The following is a 14,826-nucleotide window of genomic DNA, read 5'->3' as shown; positions in this document are numbered from 1 at the left end:
TTCATTTAAATTAATACTTGTAATCACCCAAATCTGTTGTAAGTTTAAATTGTCAATAACCAATAGGGAGCCAATATGACAACGTGTATCAATGTACTCATCAACAACGCCGCCACTTCATTACAGAGTGGCTGGCCGCACACGCCCACTGTGAGAGAAAGCGAATCTTGTGCTTTTTGCGTCTTACTGTCAGGGGGGCGCAGCGAATCAGCCAAATTAAATGCGCTGAAACCCTTAAAAAAAATCTTCGTCCGAGTCTGCAAAAGATGGTTCATAAGTAAGCGAGAGGAGGTTCACCATGGCCGAAGTTATTGAACAACGCGTTATCAGCAACGGTTTTCATTTATCCAGTGGAGAACCGGGCTTCATGAATGATATCCAGACGTTTCTGTACGACAGCGAGACCTCTCTGTGGCACGGATACTATCTCTGGAACGGGGACTATGCCTGGGGAGGAAATGGCTCAGAATGGCGACATTTCACGACGTCTGACTGGGTGAAATTCGAAGACCACGGGGTTGCCATCCCGAAATACCAAACGCCTCAGGGAGATATTGCTACCGGTTCGGTGGTCATCGATCAGGACAATCTTGTGGGTTATGGCGAGGGCGCCTGGTTAGTCTATGTCACCAGCTATAGCGATGGACTCCAAACCACGAATCTTTGGTACTCGAACGATAAGGGTTATACCTTCAAATCGTGCGAATCTAATCCCGTACAACCCAATGAGCTGCAACTGGAAAATTATCGTGACCCGTTTGCGTTCATACAGAATGGCTCGGTATACATCTATCTTGCCGAAGGCGACAAGATCGGCATCTATCGTTCCCCTACGGGTAAAGCGCCTTTTACTTATATTGACAGCATAGTGATTGACAACATGGGGTTAGTTGAATGCCCGACGTTGCTGGAAATGCGTTGTAGCGATCTGGGATACAACAAGTCCGTGCTGGTGTTTGGTGCCAATGGTGGAACGTTGGGGACGACGGGGACGTTTATGCATGTGGGAACGGTGGATTACGACACGATGGTATTCGGTAATATCGAAACATCTGCGCCGGTAGTCATCGATCACGGTCCCGATTTCTACGGCGCGCGTGCCGGATATGATGAGATGAAAAGCTTCGATCGTTTGTACTGCCTCGGTTGGGCCTCAAATTGGGGTTATTGGCAGGATGCGGATGCGCAGCCCATCGTCGACAAGTCCAGCAACATCGGCATTGCGACCCTCATGCGTAAACTCAAACTGCGCTACGTGGACAGTGAGTACTACATCGAAAATAAACCGGTATCTTCTTTCTCGGATGCGATTGTTTCAGAAATTACTGAAACCCTCGACAGCGGAGATACTGCGCTGCCCTTAGTGATTGATGGGCGGGGCTATATCGGCTTTGACTTTCAGGGCAGCACCGCCAGCGAGATCAAAATCGAGGTTGGAGGTAGTGACTGGAATTTTGTCGTAACCTATATCCCCGCGACCCGCGATTGCAGCATTGTTCGCCGGTCGGCAAAAGCTGAGGGGATCACCGAGTTTGAAAAACCTCACTCGTTCACGTTAAGCAAAGACATTTCATGGATGAACATGTTTATTGACTTTGGCGTGATCGAGCTGTTTTTCAGTACAGGCGAATCCTGCACATATGTCACTTTTTCTTCGGCAGGAGATGTTCAGGTCAATATCGTGAGTATGTAATCGTTTATACGGTCCGTTTCCCCTTCCAAGACGCGGACCGTAAGAAGATGTTCGACGCTGTCGTTCCTACAGAAATGGCAGCGCTGATAAATCTTAGTCGGACCTTTTCGCTACCTGCCAGCGATTCCCATGTCTGGTGTAACCTTAAGATACCGCGGCTAAATCTCGCTCAATCCACTGCAAAATCACTTCAACGACGTAGCGTTGCTCTTTCGGCGTCAGCGGCCGTTGTTTGGCTATGCCGTGCCATTTCAGCAAACATCCTCGGCAGCAGGTCGCCGTGGCATGCTGGGCGATAAAGACCGGGTGACCGCGCATTGGCGTCTGTTTTCCATCATTGTTCGGCGTCGCGGGCGCCAGCCGCTGCGCGATGAAGTCGGCGGCGTGTGAAGCAACCACGTTTTTGCCTTTGCTGTAGCAATAATCACGCTCTTTGATACCGAGATGAAACCGCTGGCGAAAAGTGGAGCGCGAAAGGCGGAGAAATAAATCGTGATTGGCAGACATGGTGTAATGCTCGTAAACGTCAGTATTTCGAAACACAGGAAGCATAAAGGCTTTTGGATGAGAAGCAAGTGTGCATGGCGTAACTATTTGTATGTTAAGTAAATTTAAATCATGTGACTTATTGTCTCCTCTCTCACAAAAGTAACCCACCGCCATTTATCTCAACGGAAAACAGAGCTACGCTGAAAGTGTCAAAGTACACAGTCTAAGGGGGCTGTTATGTATAAGACTATATTAGTGCCTGTCGATATCGATGAAGAAGAGCTGACCCAAAATGCCCTGTCTCAGGCCACGTTTCTGGCAAAATTATCCGGTGCGAAACTGCATCTTTTCCATGTTCTCCCGGATGTTTCCGCCTATATTTCCGCATATGCGTTCGGTCTGGAGGAGTTTGAAAACGAGGCGGTGGTTAAGGCGGATGAAAAGCTGCATGAACTATTGAGCCAGATCGACCTTCCGGCGGAGCAGCTTGACCACAGTATTACCTTCGGCACGCCGCGTGATGAAGTATTGGCGTTGGCCGAGGAGATCAAGGCCGATCTGATTGTGGTCGGTTCACGCCGTCCTAGCGTTAAAACCTACCTGCTGGGGTCCAACTCCTCGGCGATTGTACGCCATGCCAACACCTCGGTGCTGGTGGCGCGATAACATATTGAAAACGCGCCGCAGCCTGCGGCGTCCGCCACTCAACGAAGCTGGCTGTCTTTACTGCCGCGGCGGTTGTAGCCAGCATTAATGCTGCGCTGTTTGTCGATTTTCCCCTGACAGGCAACGCAGTAGCGCACGCCCGGTAGCGCTTTACGCCGGGCTTCCGGTATGGGCTCCCCACACTCCTCGCAATAGTCGGCGCTTTCGCCGCGATGTAACTGGCTGCGCGCCTGCGCGATGGCATCATCGACGGTGGCGTCGATTTGTTCCTGTACGGAACCGTCACTTGACCAACCACTTGCCATTATTGACCTCCTGCTTGCTGGATGACGCGGTCATCGTTTGCATCGTATGTGACACGAATACACAACGCCCGCCTCGATGCGAGTCGGTAATCATAAAATAGCTGAAATCAGCAGAACGCGTGGGCTAAGCGACTATTCTCGTTGAGCAGGAGTGGTGACGGTAGATGTGGCCAGGGAATGCTCAACACGTATCTGCTGCTGAATTTCCTGGTGATAAAGAAAGGCGCCGACGGCGGAATAAGCAAAGCGACCTAACAGAATGATGAGACTGATCATGAGTACGGTACGGGCTATACGCGTACTACTTCGTCGTTGACGTAACATGATTCTTCGCCTGTGGGTAACCGTAGACATTACCGGATATATTCCTGATGAAAGCGGACATTCGCTGTTGTTTATTTAGGCACAAGCAGACGGCGGGGTCAATGCGCCTGGGGCAAAAAATCACCCTCAGGCGAAAATGTGAAAAATCTCACAATGTGAAGCAGGAGAAGGGCGCCGGGTCAGTCATCCTGCCCTAAATTTGCGTCGGCGACTCTTTTTCCTCTTCAATCAACAATGTCCAGTCGCTGATGCCCTGCCAGTATTCCTGCTCCTTTTCCAGATCAAGCTGCACCAGTGTATTTTGGCTGAAATAGCCGAACGGAAAAAGCAGGGTCCAGGTGCGATCTTCCGTCGCCAGACGGAGCATCTGCGGCGACGTCGTGGCCTGACGCTGGTTGTTCAGCAGCGTAGCCAGCCGCAACAGCAGTATCATCGGCAGATACTGTTTCTTTTTGAACTGGTTCAGGCGCGGCAGCTCGTCCGTTTTTATTGCCTTGCGATGCCAGCGCACCAACAGCGACAGCACCATCTGCTGTTCCTGATTGAACCCTGGCAAGTTGGTATTTTGCAGTATGTAAGCGGAATGGCGGTGCATGCCGCTGTGATTGATGCCGAGGCCCACTTCATACAGCATGGCCGCCCATTTCAGAATGGGCCCCAACTGCGGGTTAACCAGCGAGGGATTCTGTTCTTCCCATTGGGTGTACAGCAGTTCCGCCGTTTCACGTACGCGATTAGCTTGCTCGCGATCGATGTTGTAATGGCTGGCCAGACTTTTCGCGGTGCGGATACGGATATCCTGATGGCGGAAGCGGCCCTCCATTTCATACAGTACGCCTTCGCGCAACGCGCCGTCCGACAGCCTCAGCTTATCGATAGCCAGCGTATCGAAGACTCCGCAAAGGATGGCAAGACCGGGAACCAGCACGTTCTGTCGCTCATCCGTCAGGCCCGGCAGACTTAGCGCCTTAACGTTCTTATGCTTCAGGATCTCATCCCGCAGCATTTCGAGACGTTCCAGCGTAATCTGGCCGTCTTTCTCGCCCATTGCCAGCAGGATCTCGTTGGCCGCTTTGATGGTGCCGGAGGCGCCCAGCGCATAGTCCCACCCGTAAATGCGGTATTGCCAGGCCAGGTTTTCCAGCTGCTGCGCGGCGGCAAGACGGGCGCGTTTAAAGTTGTTGGCGTTAATTTCGCCGTTGGGGAAAAACAGTTGGGCGAAGCTGACGCATCCCATGCGGCGGCTTTCCACCAGCTTAGGCTCGAAATCTTCGCCTATTACCAGCTCCGTCGACCCGCCGCCGATGTCGATGACCAGCTTACGGCCTTTTTCCGGCTGCGTGTGTTCCACGCCCATAAAGATCAGTCGTGCTTCTTCGTGTCCGGAAATAATGGAAATTGGGTAGGGGATGATTTTGGCGGCGCGGTGCAGAAATTCCTGCGCGTTTTGCGCTTCTCGCAAGGCGTGCGTGCCGACAATAGAGACATTGGCTGCTGGAAATCCCTGCAGGCGCTCGGCGAACAGCGTAAGACAGTTCAAACCCCGTTCCATGGACTCCTCGCTCAACCGATTCTGGCTGTCGAGTCCGTCTACCATATGCACCCGTTGTTTCAGGCGGCTAAGCACCTGAAGCGCGCCATTGACCACGCGGGCGACCACCATATGAAAGCTATTGGAGCCCAGATCGATGGCGGCGAATTCCTGGGGTTTTTCAGCGATATTTTCGGTTAAAGGCATGGCTCTGGCCTACTCTTCGGGTTGCTCAAGGACCTTAAGATATTCATAGATCGCATTCTGGGCGCGGACTTTGCGCCGGTTGCCACGGGTGACGTAATGATTGTTCAACTCCTTGTCCAACACACGAGCTTTGACCGTATCGCTGAACAAAATCTCCAGAATGTCGAGGATTCGCGCTTTCAGCGTCTGGTCCAGCACTTCCACCGCGACTTCGATGCGGTAATCGATGTTGCGGGTCATCCAGTCGGCGGAGGAGAGAAACACCTGCTGGTCGCCGCCGTTATGGAAAACGTACAGCCGGTCATGCTCCAGATAACGGTCTATGATGCTGGTGACGCGGATATTATCACTGATCCCCGGGATACCGGGAATCAGTGAGCACATCCCACGGACCAACAGGTTCATTTTCACTCCGGCGCCGGACGCGGCATACAGCCGGTCCACCAGGCCTTTGTCCACGAGGTTATTCACCTTCAGGGTGATTTTCGCCTCCAGCCCGTTCTGCGCGTTGGCAATTTCGCGGTCGATCAGCTCATAGAGGCGGCTACGAGAGTTCTGGGGGGACACCAGCAGGTGATCGAAGGTTACCGGCCGGTACGGGTTTTCGATGAAGTTGAAGACCCGGCGCACTTCGTTGGTGATACGTTCGTCGGCGGTCAGCAGCGAATAGTCGGTATACAGCCGCGCGGTTTTTTCGTTGAAGTTACCGGTGCCGATATGCGCATAGCGCACCACGTTGTCGCCTTCGCGCCGTGAGATCAAAAACAGCTTGGCGTGAATTTTCAGCCCGGGGATGGAGAAGATGACGTGCACGCCGGCTTCCGTCAGTCTTTTCGCCCAGTGAATGTTGGCGGCCTCATCGAAACGCGCCTGCAACTCCACCACTACCGTCACCTTTTTGCCGTTATGCGCGGCGTGGATCATGGAGTTGATAATGCGCGAATCCTTGGCGACACGATAGATGTTGATTTTGATCGCCAGCACGCTAGGGTCGAAGGACGCCTGCCGCAGAATCTCCAGCACATGCTCGAAGGTATGGTAGGGGTAATACAGCAACACATCGCGCTCGCGGATGGCGTCAAAGCCGTTGCGGAAGTGATTGAACCCTAGATGACGCAAGCGCGGCAGCGGCTTGTTGACCAGATTGGCGCGGCCCACGTTCGGGAAGCCGATGAAGTCTTTGAAGTTGTGGTAGCGGCCGCCGGGAATGACCGAGTCGTAAGAGGTGATATCCAGTTTCTTGAGCAGGCACTCCACCATCGCATCCGGCATATCGCGCTGATAGACAAAGCGGACCGGTTTGGCCGTCAGCCGCTGTTTAAGGCTGGACGACATCAGCTCCAACAGGCTGGACTCCATTTCCGTCACCAGATCGTACTCGGCGTCGCGGGTCATCTTCATCGAGTAGGCGTTAAGCTCATCGTAATCGAAGAATCCCCAGAAAATATCATCCAGACAGTAGCGCAGGATATTATCGATGAGAATCATGGTCTTGCGCCGGTGTGGCGCTTCCGGCGGCAGATCGACGAAGCGAGCGACCTTGTCGGACGGGATTTCCAACAGCGCGTAGTCCGTCTTTTCACCGCGAATAATTTCGATAGCCAGATAGGTGTAATCGTCTTTCAAAAACTGAATCAGATTAGTTTCAGGCAGCAGCAGAATCGGGGTGATATGCGGACGCAGGTAGTGCTTGAAATAGTCGCGCAGCCACGCCTGCTGGTTGGGCGACACCTGACGCTCGTTGACCAAAAAAATCTGGTTACGCGCCATCTCCAGCAGCAGCTCGTTATACAGGTTGTCAAACAGCTGATCGGTTTTCAGTACACGCATCTGAATTTTGCTCAGCAGGTGACGCAGTCCGCTGGCGGAGCCTTGCTCTTCGTTAATCAGAATTCGGCGTTTCAGATCGGCGAATCGGACCTTGTAGAACTCGTCCAGATTGCTGGAGTAGATGCCCAGAAAGCGCATACGTTCAATCAGTGGATTATTCTTGTCGGCGGCTTCTTGAAGTACGCGTTCATTGAAAGATAACCAACTCAACTCTTTGTCTATGTAGAGTTTGTCCTGACTCATTCTCACTCCGTTAAATGATTTTACTGAAGTGTTTCTACTATCCATTACCATTATGGCGCGTGAATGACGGGCGTGGCGAGTATTCAAATGGACTTTTTCTTATGCCGTTGAACGGGCGTGAGGAGACGTTCAACAACCTGTTCAAAAAAGCGTCAACGGCATACTGGGTGGTCAATACCAGAGGTGGAGCGTACGGCGTGTAACGCCGTACGCTGCGGCTTATTGACACAGGCTGTAGATAATGGCGGTCATTGCAATCAGTCCCGTCAGCGTCACGAAGAGATTGCTGAGCAGGCCGCTGTAGCGCCGCATCGCGGGGACGCGATGGATCGCATACATCGGCATCAAAAACAGCAGGCAGGCGATAATCGGGCCGCCCAGCGTTTCAATCATCCCCAAAATGCTGGGGTTCCACGTGGCCACCAGCCAGGTGGTCAGCAGCATAAAAAGGGTAGTGATACGGTTCAGCGTGCGAGGAGCCAGCGTTTTGCCGCCCCGCCGCAGCGTTTTCACCATCAGTCCGTTGAATCCCTCGCCCGCGCCAAGATAGTGACCCAGGAACGACTTGGAGATAGCGACGGTCGCGATCAGCGGCGCCGCATAGCCAATGAGCGTGCTGTCAAAATGGTTCGCCAGATACGACAAGATAGAAATATTTTGCGTTTTCGCCGCCATCAGCTCTTTCGGCGACAGCGCCAGCACGCAGCTGAACACGAAGAACATCACCGTCAGCACCATCATCACATGGCTGTAGGACAGAATACGCGCGCACTTCTCCTCCGCCGCATCGCCATACTCCTTGCGCTTGGCGACGGCGAAAGACGAGATAATCGGCGAGTGGTTAAAGGAGAACACCATCACCGGTATCGCCAGCCACAGCGTCGCGGGCAGGCTGCTGCCGTTCACGGTGCCGGACAGGGACAACGTCTGGAATACCGATAGATTCCAGTGCGGCACCAGATAGCAGGCCAGCAGCAACAGCACGGCCAGAAACGGATATACCAGCACGCTCATCGCTTTCACGATAGTGGCTTCTCCGAAGCGCACCACGAACATCAGGCATAGAATCAGCGTCAGCGCGAGCAGCGCGCGCGGCGGCGAAGGCAGGTGCAGCTGGTGGGTGATGAAGCTGTCGACGGTATTGGTGATCGCCACGCTATAAACGAGAAGAATGGGATAAATAGCGAAAAAGTACAGCAGGGTAATGAGATGACCGGCCCGGGTGCCGAAATGCTCCTCCACCACCTCGGTGATGTCCTCCGCGTCCCCTTTGCCTGACAGGACGAAACGGCATAGCGCGCGATGTGAATAGTGCGTCATGGGAAACGCGATAATCGCCATGATGATGAGCGGCAACAAACCGCCGATACCGGCATTAATGGGCAGAAACAGCACCCCGGCGCCGATGGCCGTGCCATACAGTCCCAGCATCCAGACGGTGTCGCTTTTGCGCCAGGTGGCGGCGGTGTCGAAAACCGCGCTGCTTTCCTGAATTGAGCTCATACAACTCTCTCCTGAGCGAGTCATGCATATAAAACAGACGTCCGGCTTACGACGTGGGGCCGGGCGAAATGTGCGAGGGAAGATGACATCAGGACCGCGGTCCTCGCGCGATGCTGACATCCTTGTCACAGGCGGCGGGCGACGCAGCGAACAGGGCAATACGTGACGGCCAGAAGCCGGGGGAAATACCGTTGAACAGAGGAGACATCTTCATTGCGGGAAATACATCCTTAAATACCAGTTTCCGTTAGCGCCACGGTGATAACACGCGATCATTGCATTCAGGCAAAATCTGATGGCCGGAATGACGGCGCTATTATCTCGCGAAATAAATCACGGGTGCAAACCCGGTCGCCTGCCACGAACTCCTGACGAGGCGACGGACAAGCACGGTGTTAAAACGTGGCCTCGACACGCTGTGCCCTTGCCGCATCGGCGCGCGGATCTCCGGGGACATCCGCGCAGCCTCAGATTAGGCCGAGAGCGTTTGCTGCGCCCACGTAAGCCCTGACTGATACTCCGTCGGCAGCATCGGCGCCAGCGCCTGCAACGTCTCGCGGAGGAGAGCGGCGTCCGGATCGCTGAGATTCAGATGCCCGACCTTCCGGCCTGGACGCACTTCTTTCTCATACCAGTGCAGATGCGTCAGCGGCAGCGTCAGCCAGTCGGCATTCACATCGGTGCCGATGAGATTGACCATCACCGACGGAGAACTGACGACGGGCGCGGGCATCGGCAAATCGAGTATCGCCCGCAAATGCAGTTCGAACTGGCTGATAGACGCGCCGTTCTGGGTCCAGTGGCCGCTGTTGTGCACGCGCGGCGCAAGCTCGTTGATCAGCAGTTGGTCGCCGACGATAAAGCACTCCATCGCCATCACGCCGACATAGCCCAGATGATGCAAAATGGCGGACAGCATCTTTTCAGCCTGCCGTTGCAAGGCCGGTTGAGGATGCGGCAGCGCGACGCTGGCGCGCAGAATGCCGTCCTGATGCAGATTGTGGGTCAGCGGATAAAATACGCAGTCGCCCTGCGCGTTGCGCGCGCCGACCAGCGACACTTCGCCGGAGAAGTTGATTCCCTGCTCGACGATGCACTCGCCGTAGCAGTCCGCGGGCAACGTCGCCTCATCACCGGGGCGCACTCGCCACTGGCCGCGGCCGTCGTAGCCGCCGACGCGGCGCTTAACGATGGCCAGCGCGCCCAAGCGGCTAAAAATGTCGGGCCAGGTGTCGGGGCTGCTCAGCAGCTGCCACGGCGCCGTCGCCAGCTGTAGTTCATCCAACAGCTGCTTCTGCGTATAGCGATCGGCAAGACGCGGGAAAATATCGCGGTTAATGAACGCAGGCTGTATCGCCAGCTGGCGAGTGAGGGCGGTTTCCGGCCAGCGTTCGATCTCTGCGGTGATGACGCTGTGCTGGTAGGGGATAGATTCAGGCTCGGCGTCCAGTCCGACAGGATAGACAGCGATGCCCAGCGGTTCGCCAGCTTGACGCAGCATGCGTCCCAGCTGGCCGTTACCCAATACGCATACCGGTTTCATACATCCTCCCGCGGATCGGAATGCTGGAGCACTTCGTCGGTTTGACGCTGACGCCAATCCGTCAAGCGCGTAGACAGTTCCCGGTCATGCAGCGCCAAAATTTGTGCGGCCAGCAGGGCGGCATTGGCCGCGCCGGCTTTGCCTATCGCCAGTGTCCCCACCGGAATGCCGCGCGGCATTTGCACGATGGAGTACAGGCTATCCACGCCGCTCAGCGCTGCGCTCTGTACGGGAACGCCCAGCACCGGCACCAGCGTTTTGGCGGCCAGCATGCCAGGCAGGTGCGCAGCACCACCGGCTCCGGCGATGATGACGTCAAAGCCGTTATCCGCCGCCGTTTCGGCAAAACGGAACAGTTTATCCGGCGTGCGGTGCGCGGACACGATTTCAACGTGGAAAGGGAGATTCAGCGTGGTGAGGATTTCTGCTGCGAACTGCATGGTGGCCCAGTCACTCTTTGAACCCATCACGATGGCGATTTTTGCCGGGGCAGCGTTGGATGACATGCCTGTAGTGCTCCTGTGAGTGTGCCTGACGCCGGTCAGTGCACAGGGTGATAAGACGCATCGCGCCGAGTCGGCGCTCCGGCGACGAGGGCGTAGAGCATACCATGCCCCTAAAGAGAGGAAAACGGTTGCGTCGAGGTGCAAGGCAGGGTTTAACGCCAAAAATGGGGAGGGACAGGATTCAGAACGGAAACGCGTGCAGCGAAATACCGTCGGGAGTGACTTTGATGACCGAGCCTTCCTCATGCCAGGCGCCAAGTACGGCCCGCTGGGCGGTCTCGCCGTCGACGGTCAGCGTATGGATCGCTGGTCGATGCGTATGACCGTGGATCAGGGTCTTGACCTGGAAGTGACGCAGCCGGTCTACGACCTGCTGAGGATTGACGTCCATGATCTCAAGCGACTTGATCTGGTTAGCCTGCTGGCTGGCTGAGCGCATGCGCGCGGCGATGCGTAGCCGCAGTCGCAGGGGCAGCCACAGAAAAAAACGTTGGATCAGCGGGTTGTGAACGCGGCGGCGAAAACGCTGGTAGGCGGCGTCGTCGGTGCACAGCGTGTCGCCGTGCAGCACCAGATACTGGCGACCATACAGCGTAATTCGGTTTTCCTCCGGCAGCAGCGTCATACCGCTCTGGCGGGCGAAGCGCTTGCCGATCAGGAAATCCCGGTTGCCGTGGATGAAGTAGCAGGGCACCCCCTGCTGATGCAACGTCCGCAGCGCAGCGGCGACGGTCTGGTGCAGCGGCTGTGGGTCGTCATCGCCTATCCAGGCGTCGAACAGGTCGCCCAGGATGTACAGCGCGTCGGCCTGCACTGCCTCTTCGCGTAAAAAACGCAGAAAACCGGCGGTAATAGCCGGTTCCTGTTCGCTCAGATGCAAATCGCCAATAAACAGCGTCGCCATGCTGGGAGAATTACTCGCTGACCGTGACGCTGGTCACGACGACATCTTCCTTCGGCACATCCTGGTGCATACCGCTGCGCCCGGTGGCTACCGCTTTGATTTTGTCGACCACGTCCAAACCTTCCACGACTTCGGCGAAAACGCAGTAACCCCAGCCGTCGGCGCGTTCGGAGCGGAAGTTCAGGAAGTCATTGTCCACTACGTTGATGAAGAACTGGGCGGTGGCCGAGTGCGGATCGTTGGTGCGAGCCATCGCCAGCGTGCCGCGGGTGTTTTTAAGCCCGTTGTTGGCTTCGTTTTTGATCGGCGCTTCGGTGATTTTCTGTTCCATACCTGGAGCAAATCCGCCGCCCTGAATCATAAAGCCATCGATCACGCGGTGAAAAATGGTGTTGTTGTAGAAGCCGCTACGGCAGTATTTCAGAAAGTTTTCAACGGTAGCTGGCGCTTTGTCCGCGAAGGTATTGATGACGATATCGCCATGGTTGGTATGAAACGTAATCATAATGATGAATCCTACTTAGCCATAGTACATAGAATAAAAGGGAGGTTTACAGAGGCGGTGTGCCACCAAGAGCGCTCTTATAACATAAGTGAATGCCTGAGTCAGCAAAGGCCGCCTCGCGCGAGCGCCTCGCGGCGGGGGCGGGGGCCATCAGCCAGCGGCGTGACACGCGCTTGGGCTTCAACTTTGCCGTACGATCCGCAACCAGAGAACGGGGTCATTTAACCGTCGCTGCAACAGGGGAAGAAACGATTTTTCAAACGTGACGCGGCGATCGGTAAAAGGCCCCGGATTAAGTGATAATCATTCTCCTTAATCAAGTAATCACAAGGGAGGTGCATGATGCTTAACGGGTTCAATTCACTCTTTGACAGGCCGGATTTCGGCAAGCTGGTACTGCGTGTTTCTTTCGGTGCCATGATGCTGTTCCACGGCGTTCATAAGTTGATCGCGGGTATTGACGGCATCCAGTCGATGGTGATGGCGCATGGGCTGCCCGGTATTGTCGGTTACGGCGTCTATGTGGGTGAAGTGATCGCGCCGGTGTTGATGATTTTGGGCATTCTGACCCGGCCGTCCGCGCTCATTTTTACGCTCACCATGTTAGCCGCGTATGGGCTGACTGACCTGAATGCGGCCCTCACGCTGGACAAGACCGGCGCATGGGGCATTGAGAGCATGGCGGTGTACTTTTTTGCCGGTCTCGCCATCTTGATGCTCGGCGGCGGTCGTTACTCGCTGGCGTCCAATCCCCGTTGGCGGTAACTCGACATCGATCCTGATGCCAGAAGACATAAAGGAAAACCGCGCCTGAGACGAGGCAGTGCGCGCGACTAAGAGACAAAAAGTCTTACCCCTTTCATGTGAGGGGTTATTTTCCCGCCTTACCCTCGCCCGATCCGCCGGTCGGGCTTTTGTTTTTGCACGTAAAAATCTTTTTCTCAGGATGAAATAACTGCCGCCGCTCAATGGTACCGATCTTGCAATAGGTCAGGGTTCGGGGTTCAATACGCAGCCTGGGCCTGAAACTCCGGGCCACCCATACTTTTATGCGCGTACCGCAAAACAGTGATGCTTATATCCTGCGAACACCATGGAATGTCCCGATGCTAAAGATTTTTAATACCCTGAGTCGTCAAAAAGAGGAATTCAAACCCATTCACGCTGACAAAGTCGGTATGTATGTGTGCGGGATAACCGTTTACGACCTGTGTCACATCGGTCACGGGCGGACTTTCGTGGCGTTCGACGTGGTATCGCGTTACCTGCGTTATCTCGGCTACGAAGTCAAGTATGTTCGCAATATTACGGACATTGACGACAAAATCATTCAGCGCGCGGCTAAAAACGGCGAAACCATCGAGCAATTGACCGACCGCATGATCGCCGAGATGCACGCCGATTTCAGTGCGCTGAATATTCTTCCGCCGGACGTCGAGCCGCGCGCCACCCGGCATATCGATGAAATCATCGCGCTGGTGCAGCAGTTGATGGAACGTAATCACGCCTATGTGGCGAAGAACGGCGACGTGATGTTCGCGGTCGAAACCGATGCGGATTACGGCATTCTGTCTCGTCAGGATTTGGACCAGTTGAAGGCGGGCGCGCGGGTTGAAATCGCGGACGTCAAACGCAACCCAATGGATTTCGTGTTGTGGAAGATGTCGAAAGCTGGCGAACCGAGCTGGCCGTCGCCGTGGGGCAACGGTCGTCCCGGCTGGCATATTGAATGCTCCGCTATGAACTGCAAGCAGCTGGGTGAACACTTCGACATCCATGGCGGCGGTTCGGATCTGATGTTTCCGCACCATGAAAACGAAATTGCTCAGTCCACCTGCGCCCATGGCGGCGAATACGTCAACTACTGGATGCACTCCGGCATGGTGATGGTCGATCGGGAAAAGATGTCCAAATCCCTGAACAATTTTTTCACCGTTCGCGACGTATTGGCGCACTACGATGCTGAAACCATTCGCTATTTTTTGATGTCCGGGCACTACCGTAGCCAGTTGAACTACAGCGAAGAGAACCTCAAGCAGGCGCGCGCCTCGCTGGAGCGCTTATACACCGCATTGCGCGGCATGGACACATCGGCGGCCGCCTGCGGCGGCGAAGCCTTCGAAGCCCGTTTCCGCGAGGCGATGGACGACGACTTCAATACTCCGGAAGCCTACTCCGTGCTGTTTGATATGGCGCGCGAGGTCAACCGGATGAAGGTGGAAGATCCTGCGGCGGCAAACGGTCTGGCCGCCGCGCTGCGGCAGTTGGCGAAAGTGCTGGGCCTGCTGGAGCAAGATCCGGAGCTGTTTCTGCAGAGCGGCGCGCAGGCGGACGATGACGAAGTGGCGGAAATCGAAGCGTTGATTAAGCAGCGCAACGATGCGCGTCAGAGTAAAGACTGGGGACTGGCCGATGCCGCGCGCGATCGCCTCAACGAAATGGGGATCGTGCTGGAAGACGGTCCGCAGGGGACAATCTGGCGCCGTAAGTAAGCCGTCGTTCCTCCCTTCGCGGCGGCGCGCTTCGTTTCGCTGCCTCTCACGCAGCATCAACAGGCCGGAAGCTGATTCGCTCCCG

At 55.3% G+C, this 14,826-nt stretch carries 15 protein-coding genes; 4 read left to right on the top strand and 11 right to left on the bottom strand.

Going from position 1 to position 14,826, the window contains the following annotated elements; all coding sequences use genetic code 11:
* Positions 1-298: 298 nt before the first annotated feature.
* Entirely contained in the window at positions 299-1,693 is a 1,395-nt protein-coding gene (locus BLU64_RS06735; protein ID WP_051625600.1) for a glycoside hydrolase family 32 protein, read from the top strand.
* Positions 1,694-1,837: 144 nt separating this feature from the next.
* Here the strand turns inward: BLU64_RS06735 and BLU64_RS06730 are convergent, their stop codons facing one another.
* Positions 1,838-2,200, bottom strand: a complete 363-nt coding sequence (locus BLU64_RS06730) for a DUF4186 domain-containing protein (RefSeq protein ID WP_026744124.1) — start codon at positions 2,198-2,200, stop codon at positions 1,838-1,840.
* A 219-nt stretch (positions 2,201-2,419) separates the two neighbouring features.
* Between BLU64_RS06730 and BLU64_RS06725 the strand changes: the two genes are divergently transcribed.
* Positions 2,420-2,848 carry a universal stress protein gene (locus BLU64_RS06725; RefSeq protein ID WP_026744123.1) on the top strand — a complete coding sequence of 143 codons (429 nt, stop codon included), beginning with the start codon at positions 2,420-2,422 and terminating at the stop codon, positions 2,846-2,848.
* 38 nt (positions 2,849-2,886) lie between these two features.
* Here the strand turns inward: BLU64_RS06725 and BLU64_RS06720 are convergent, their stop codons facing one another.
* From BLU64_RS06720 to ppiB, 10 genes are all read right to left on the bottom strand, one after another.
* Positions 2,887-3,153 (bottom strand): DksA/TraR family C4-type zinc finger protein, encoded by a 267-nt coding sequence (locus tag BLU64_RS06720; RefSeq protein WP_026740034.1) that lies wholly within the window; start codon positions 3,151-3,153, stop codon positions 2,887-2,889.
* Between the two features lie 132 nt (positions 3,154-3,285).
* Positions 3,286-3,477: a YfgG family protein gene (locus BLU64_RS06715; protein ID WP_235195131.1), complete on the bottom strand. Its 192-nt coding sequence runs from the start codon at positions 3,475-3,477 to the stop codon at positions 3,286-3,288.
* 193 nt (positions 3,478-3,670) lie between these two features.
* Positions 3,671-5,215, bottom strand: a complete 1,545-nt coding sequence (gene ppx, locus BLU64_RS06710) for an exopolyphosphatase (protein ID WP_074728183.1) — start codon at positions 5,213-5,215, stop codon at positions 3,671-3,673.
* A 9-nt stretch (positions 5,216-5,224) separates the two neighbouring features.
* Entirely contained in the window at positions 5,225-7,288 is a 2,064-nt protein-coding gene (ppk1, locus tag BLU64_RS06705) for a polyphosphate kinase 1 (RefSeq protein ID WP_026744121.1), read from the bottom strand.
* 219 nt (positions 7,289-7,507) lie between these two features.
* A complete protein-coding gene (locus BLU64_RS06700) occupies positions 7,508-8,791 on the bottom strand; it encodes an HAAAP family serine/threonine permease (protein WP_026744120.1) in 1,284 nt (427 codons plus the stop codon).
* A gap of 88 nt (positions 8,792-8,879) precedes the next feature.
* On the bottom strand, positions 8,880-9,005 hold the full coding sequence (locus BLU64_RS17780; protein ID WP_268748632.1) for a hypothetical protein: 126 nt from the start codon (positions 9,003-9,005) through the stop codon (positions 8,880-8,882).
* A gap of 258 nt (positions 9,006-9,263) precedes the next feature.
* Entirely contained in the window at positions 9,264-10,334 is a 1,071-nt protein-coding gene (gene purK / locus BLU64_RS06695; RefSeq protein WP_026744119.1) for a 5-(carboxyamino)imidazole ribonucleotide synthase, read from the bottom strand.
* Positions 10,331-10,840 (bottom strand): 5-(carboxyamino)imidazole ribonucleotide mutase, encoded by a 510-nt coding sequence (gene purE, locus BLU64_RS06690; protein ID WP_026744118.1) that lies wholly within the window; start codon positions 10,838-10,840, stop codon positions 10,331-10,333. Before purE ends, purK begins: the two co-directional genes overlap by 4 nt.
* 181 nt (positions 10,841-11,021) lie before the next feature.
* Positions 11,022-11,744, bottom strand: a complete 723-nt coding sequence (gene lpxH, locus BLU64_RS06685; protein WP_026744117.1) for a UDP-2,3-diacylglucosamine diphosphatase — start codon at positions 11,742-11,744, stop codon at positions 11,022-11,024.
* A gap of 10 nt (positions 11,745-11,754) precedes the next feature.
* Complete coding sequence (gene ppiB / locus BLU64_RS06680; protein ID WP_026744116.1) at positions 11,755-12,249, bottom strand: peptidylprolyl isomerase B; 495 nt, start codon at positions 12,247-12,249, stop codon at positions 11,755-11,757.
* 342 nt (positions 12,250-12,591) lie between these two features.
* Between ppiB and BLU64_RS06675 the strand changes: the two genes are divergently transcribed.
* Together BLU64_RS06675 and cysS are read left to right on the top strand one after the other, a co-directional pair.
* Complete coding sequence (locus tag BLU64_RS06675) at positions 12,592-13,014, top strand: DoxX family protein (RefSeq protein ID WP_026744115.1); 423 nt, start codon at positions 12,592-12,594, stop codon at positions 13,012-13,014.
* Between the two features lie 341 nt (positions 13,015-13,355).
* A complete protein-coding gene (cysS, locus tag BLU64_RS06670; protein WP_026744114.1) occupies positions 13,356-14,741 on the top strand; it encodes a cysteine--tRNA ligase in 1,386 nt (461 codons plus the stop codon).
* The last annotated feature ends 85 nt before the right edge of the window (positions 14,742-14,826 follow it).

The sequence above is a fragment of the Lonsdalea quercina genome, from assembly GCF_900107885.1.
In the GTDB taxonomy this organism is placed as follows: Bacteria; Pseudomonadota; Gammaproteobacteria; order Enterobacterales; family Enterobacteriaceae; genus Lonsdalea; species Lonsdalea quercina.
Note: the sequence above shows the minus strand (reverse complement) of the source record. Positions and strands in the feature narration are given on the sequence as shown.

Bases quoted from the DNA above. Each gene is read 5' to 3' on its own strand.
- BLU64_RS06735 (WP_051625600.1), top strand. From the start codon at position 299: ATGGCCGAAGTTATTGAACAACGCGTTATCAGCAACGGTTTTCATTTA.
- BLU64_RS06730 (WP_026744124.1), bottom strand. From the start codon at position 2,200: ATGTCTGCCAATCACGATTTATTTCTCCGCCTTTCGCGCTCCACTTTT.
- BLU64_RS06725 (WP_026744123.1), top strand. From the start codon at position 2,420: ATGTATAAGACTATATTAGTGCCTGTCGATATCGATGAAGAAGAGCTG.
- BLU64_RS06720 (WP_026740034.1), bottom strand. From the start codon at position 3,153: ATGGCAAGTGGTTGGTCAAGTGACGGTTCCGTACAGGAACAAATCGAC.
- BLU64_RS06715 (WP_235195131.1), bottom strand. From the start codon at position 3,477: ATGTTACGTCAACGACGAAGTAGTACGCGTATAGCCCGTACCGTACTC.
- ppx (WP_074728183.1), bottom strand. From the start codon at position 5,215: ATGCCTTTAACCGAAAATATCGCTGAAAAACCCCAGGAATTCGCCGCC.
- ppk1 (WP_026744121.1), bottom strand. From the start codon at position 7,288: ATGAGTCAGGACAAACTCTACATAGACAAAGAGTTGAGTTGGTTATCT.
- BLU64_RS06700 (WP_026744120.1), bottom strand. From the start codon at position 8,791: ATGAGCTCAATTCAGGAAAGCAGCGCGGTTTTCGACACCGCCGCCACC.
- BLU64_RS17780 (WP_268748632.1), bottom strand. From the start codon at position 9,005: ATGAAGATGTCTCCTCTGTTCAACGGTATTTCCCCCGGCTTCTGGCCG.
- purK (WP_026744119.1), bottom strand. From the start codon at position 10,334: ATGAAACCGGTATGCGTATTGGGTAACGGCCAGCTGGGACGCATGCTG.
- purE (WP_026744118.1), bottom strand. From the start codon at position 10,840: ATGTCATCCAACGCTGCCCCGGCAAAAATCGCCATCGTGATGGGTTCA.
- lpxH (WP_026744117.1), bottom strand. From the start codon at position 11,744: ATGGCGACGCTGTTTATTGGCGATTTGCATCTGAGCGAACAGGAACCG.
- ppiB (WP_026744116.1), bottom strand. From the start codon at position 12,249: ATGATTACGTTTCATACCAACCATGGCGATATCGTCATCAATACCTTC.
- BLU64_RS06675 (WP_026744115.1), top strand. From the start codon at position 12,592: ATGCTTAACGGGTTCAATTCACTCTTTGACAGGCCGGATTTCGGCAAG.
- cysS (WP_026744114.1), top strand. From the start codon at position 13,356: ATGCTAAAGATTTTTAATACCCTGAGTCGTCAAAAAGAGGAATTCAAA.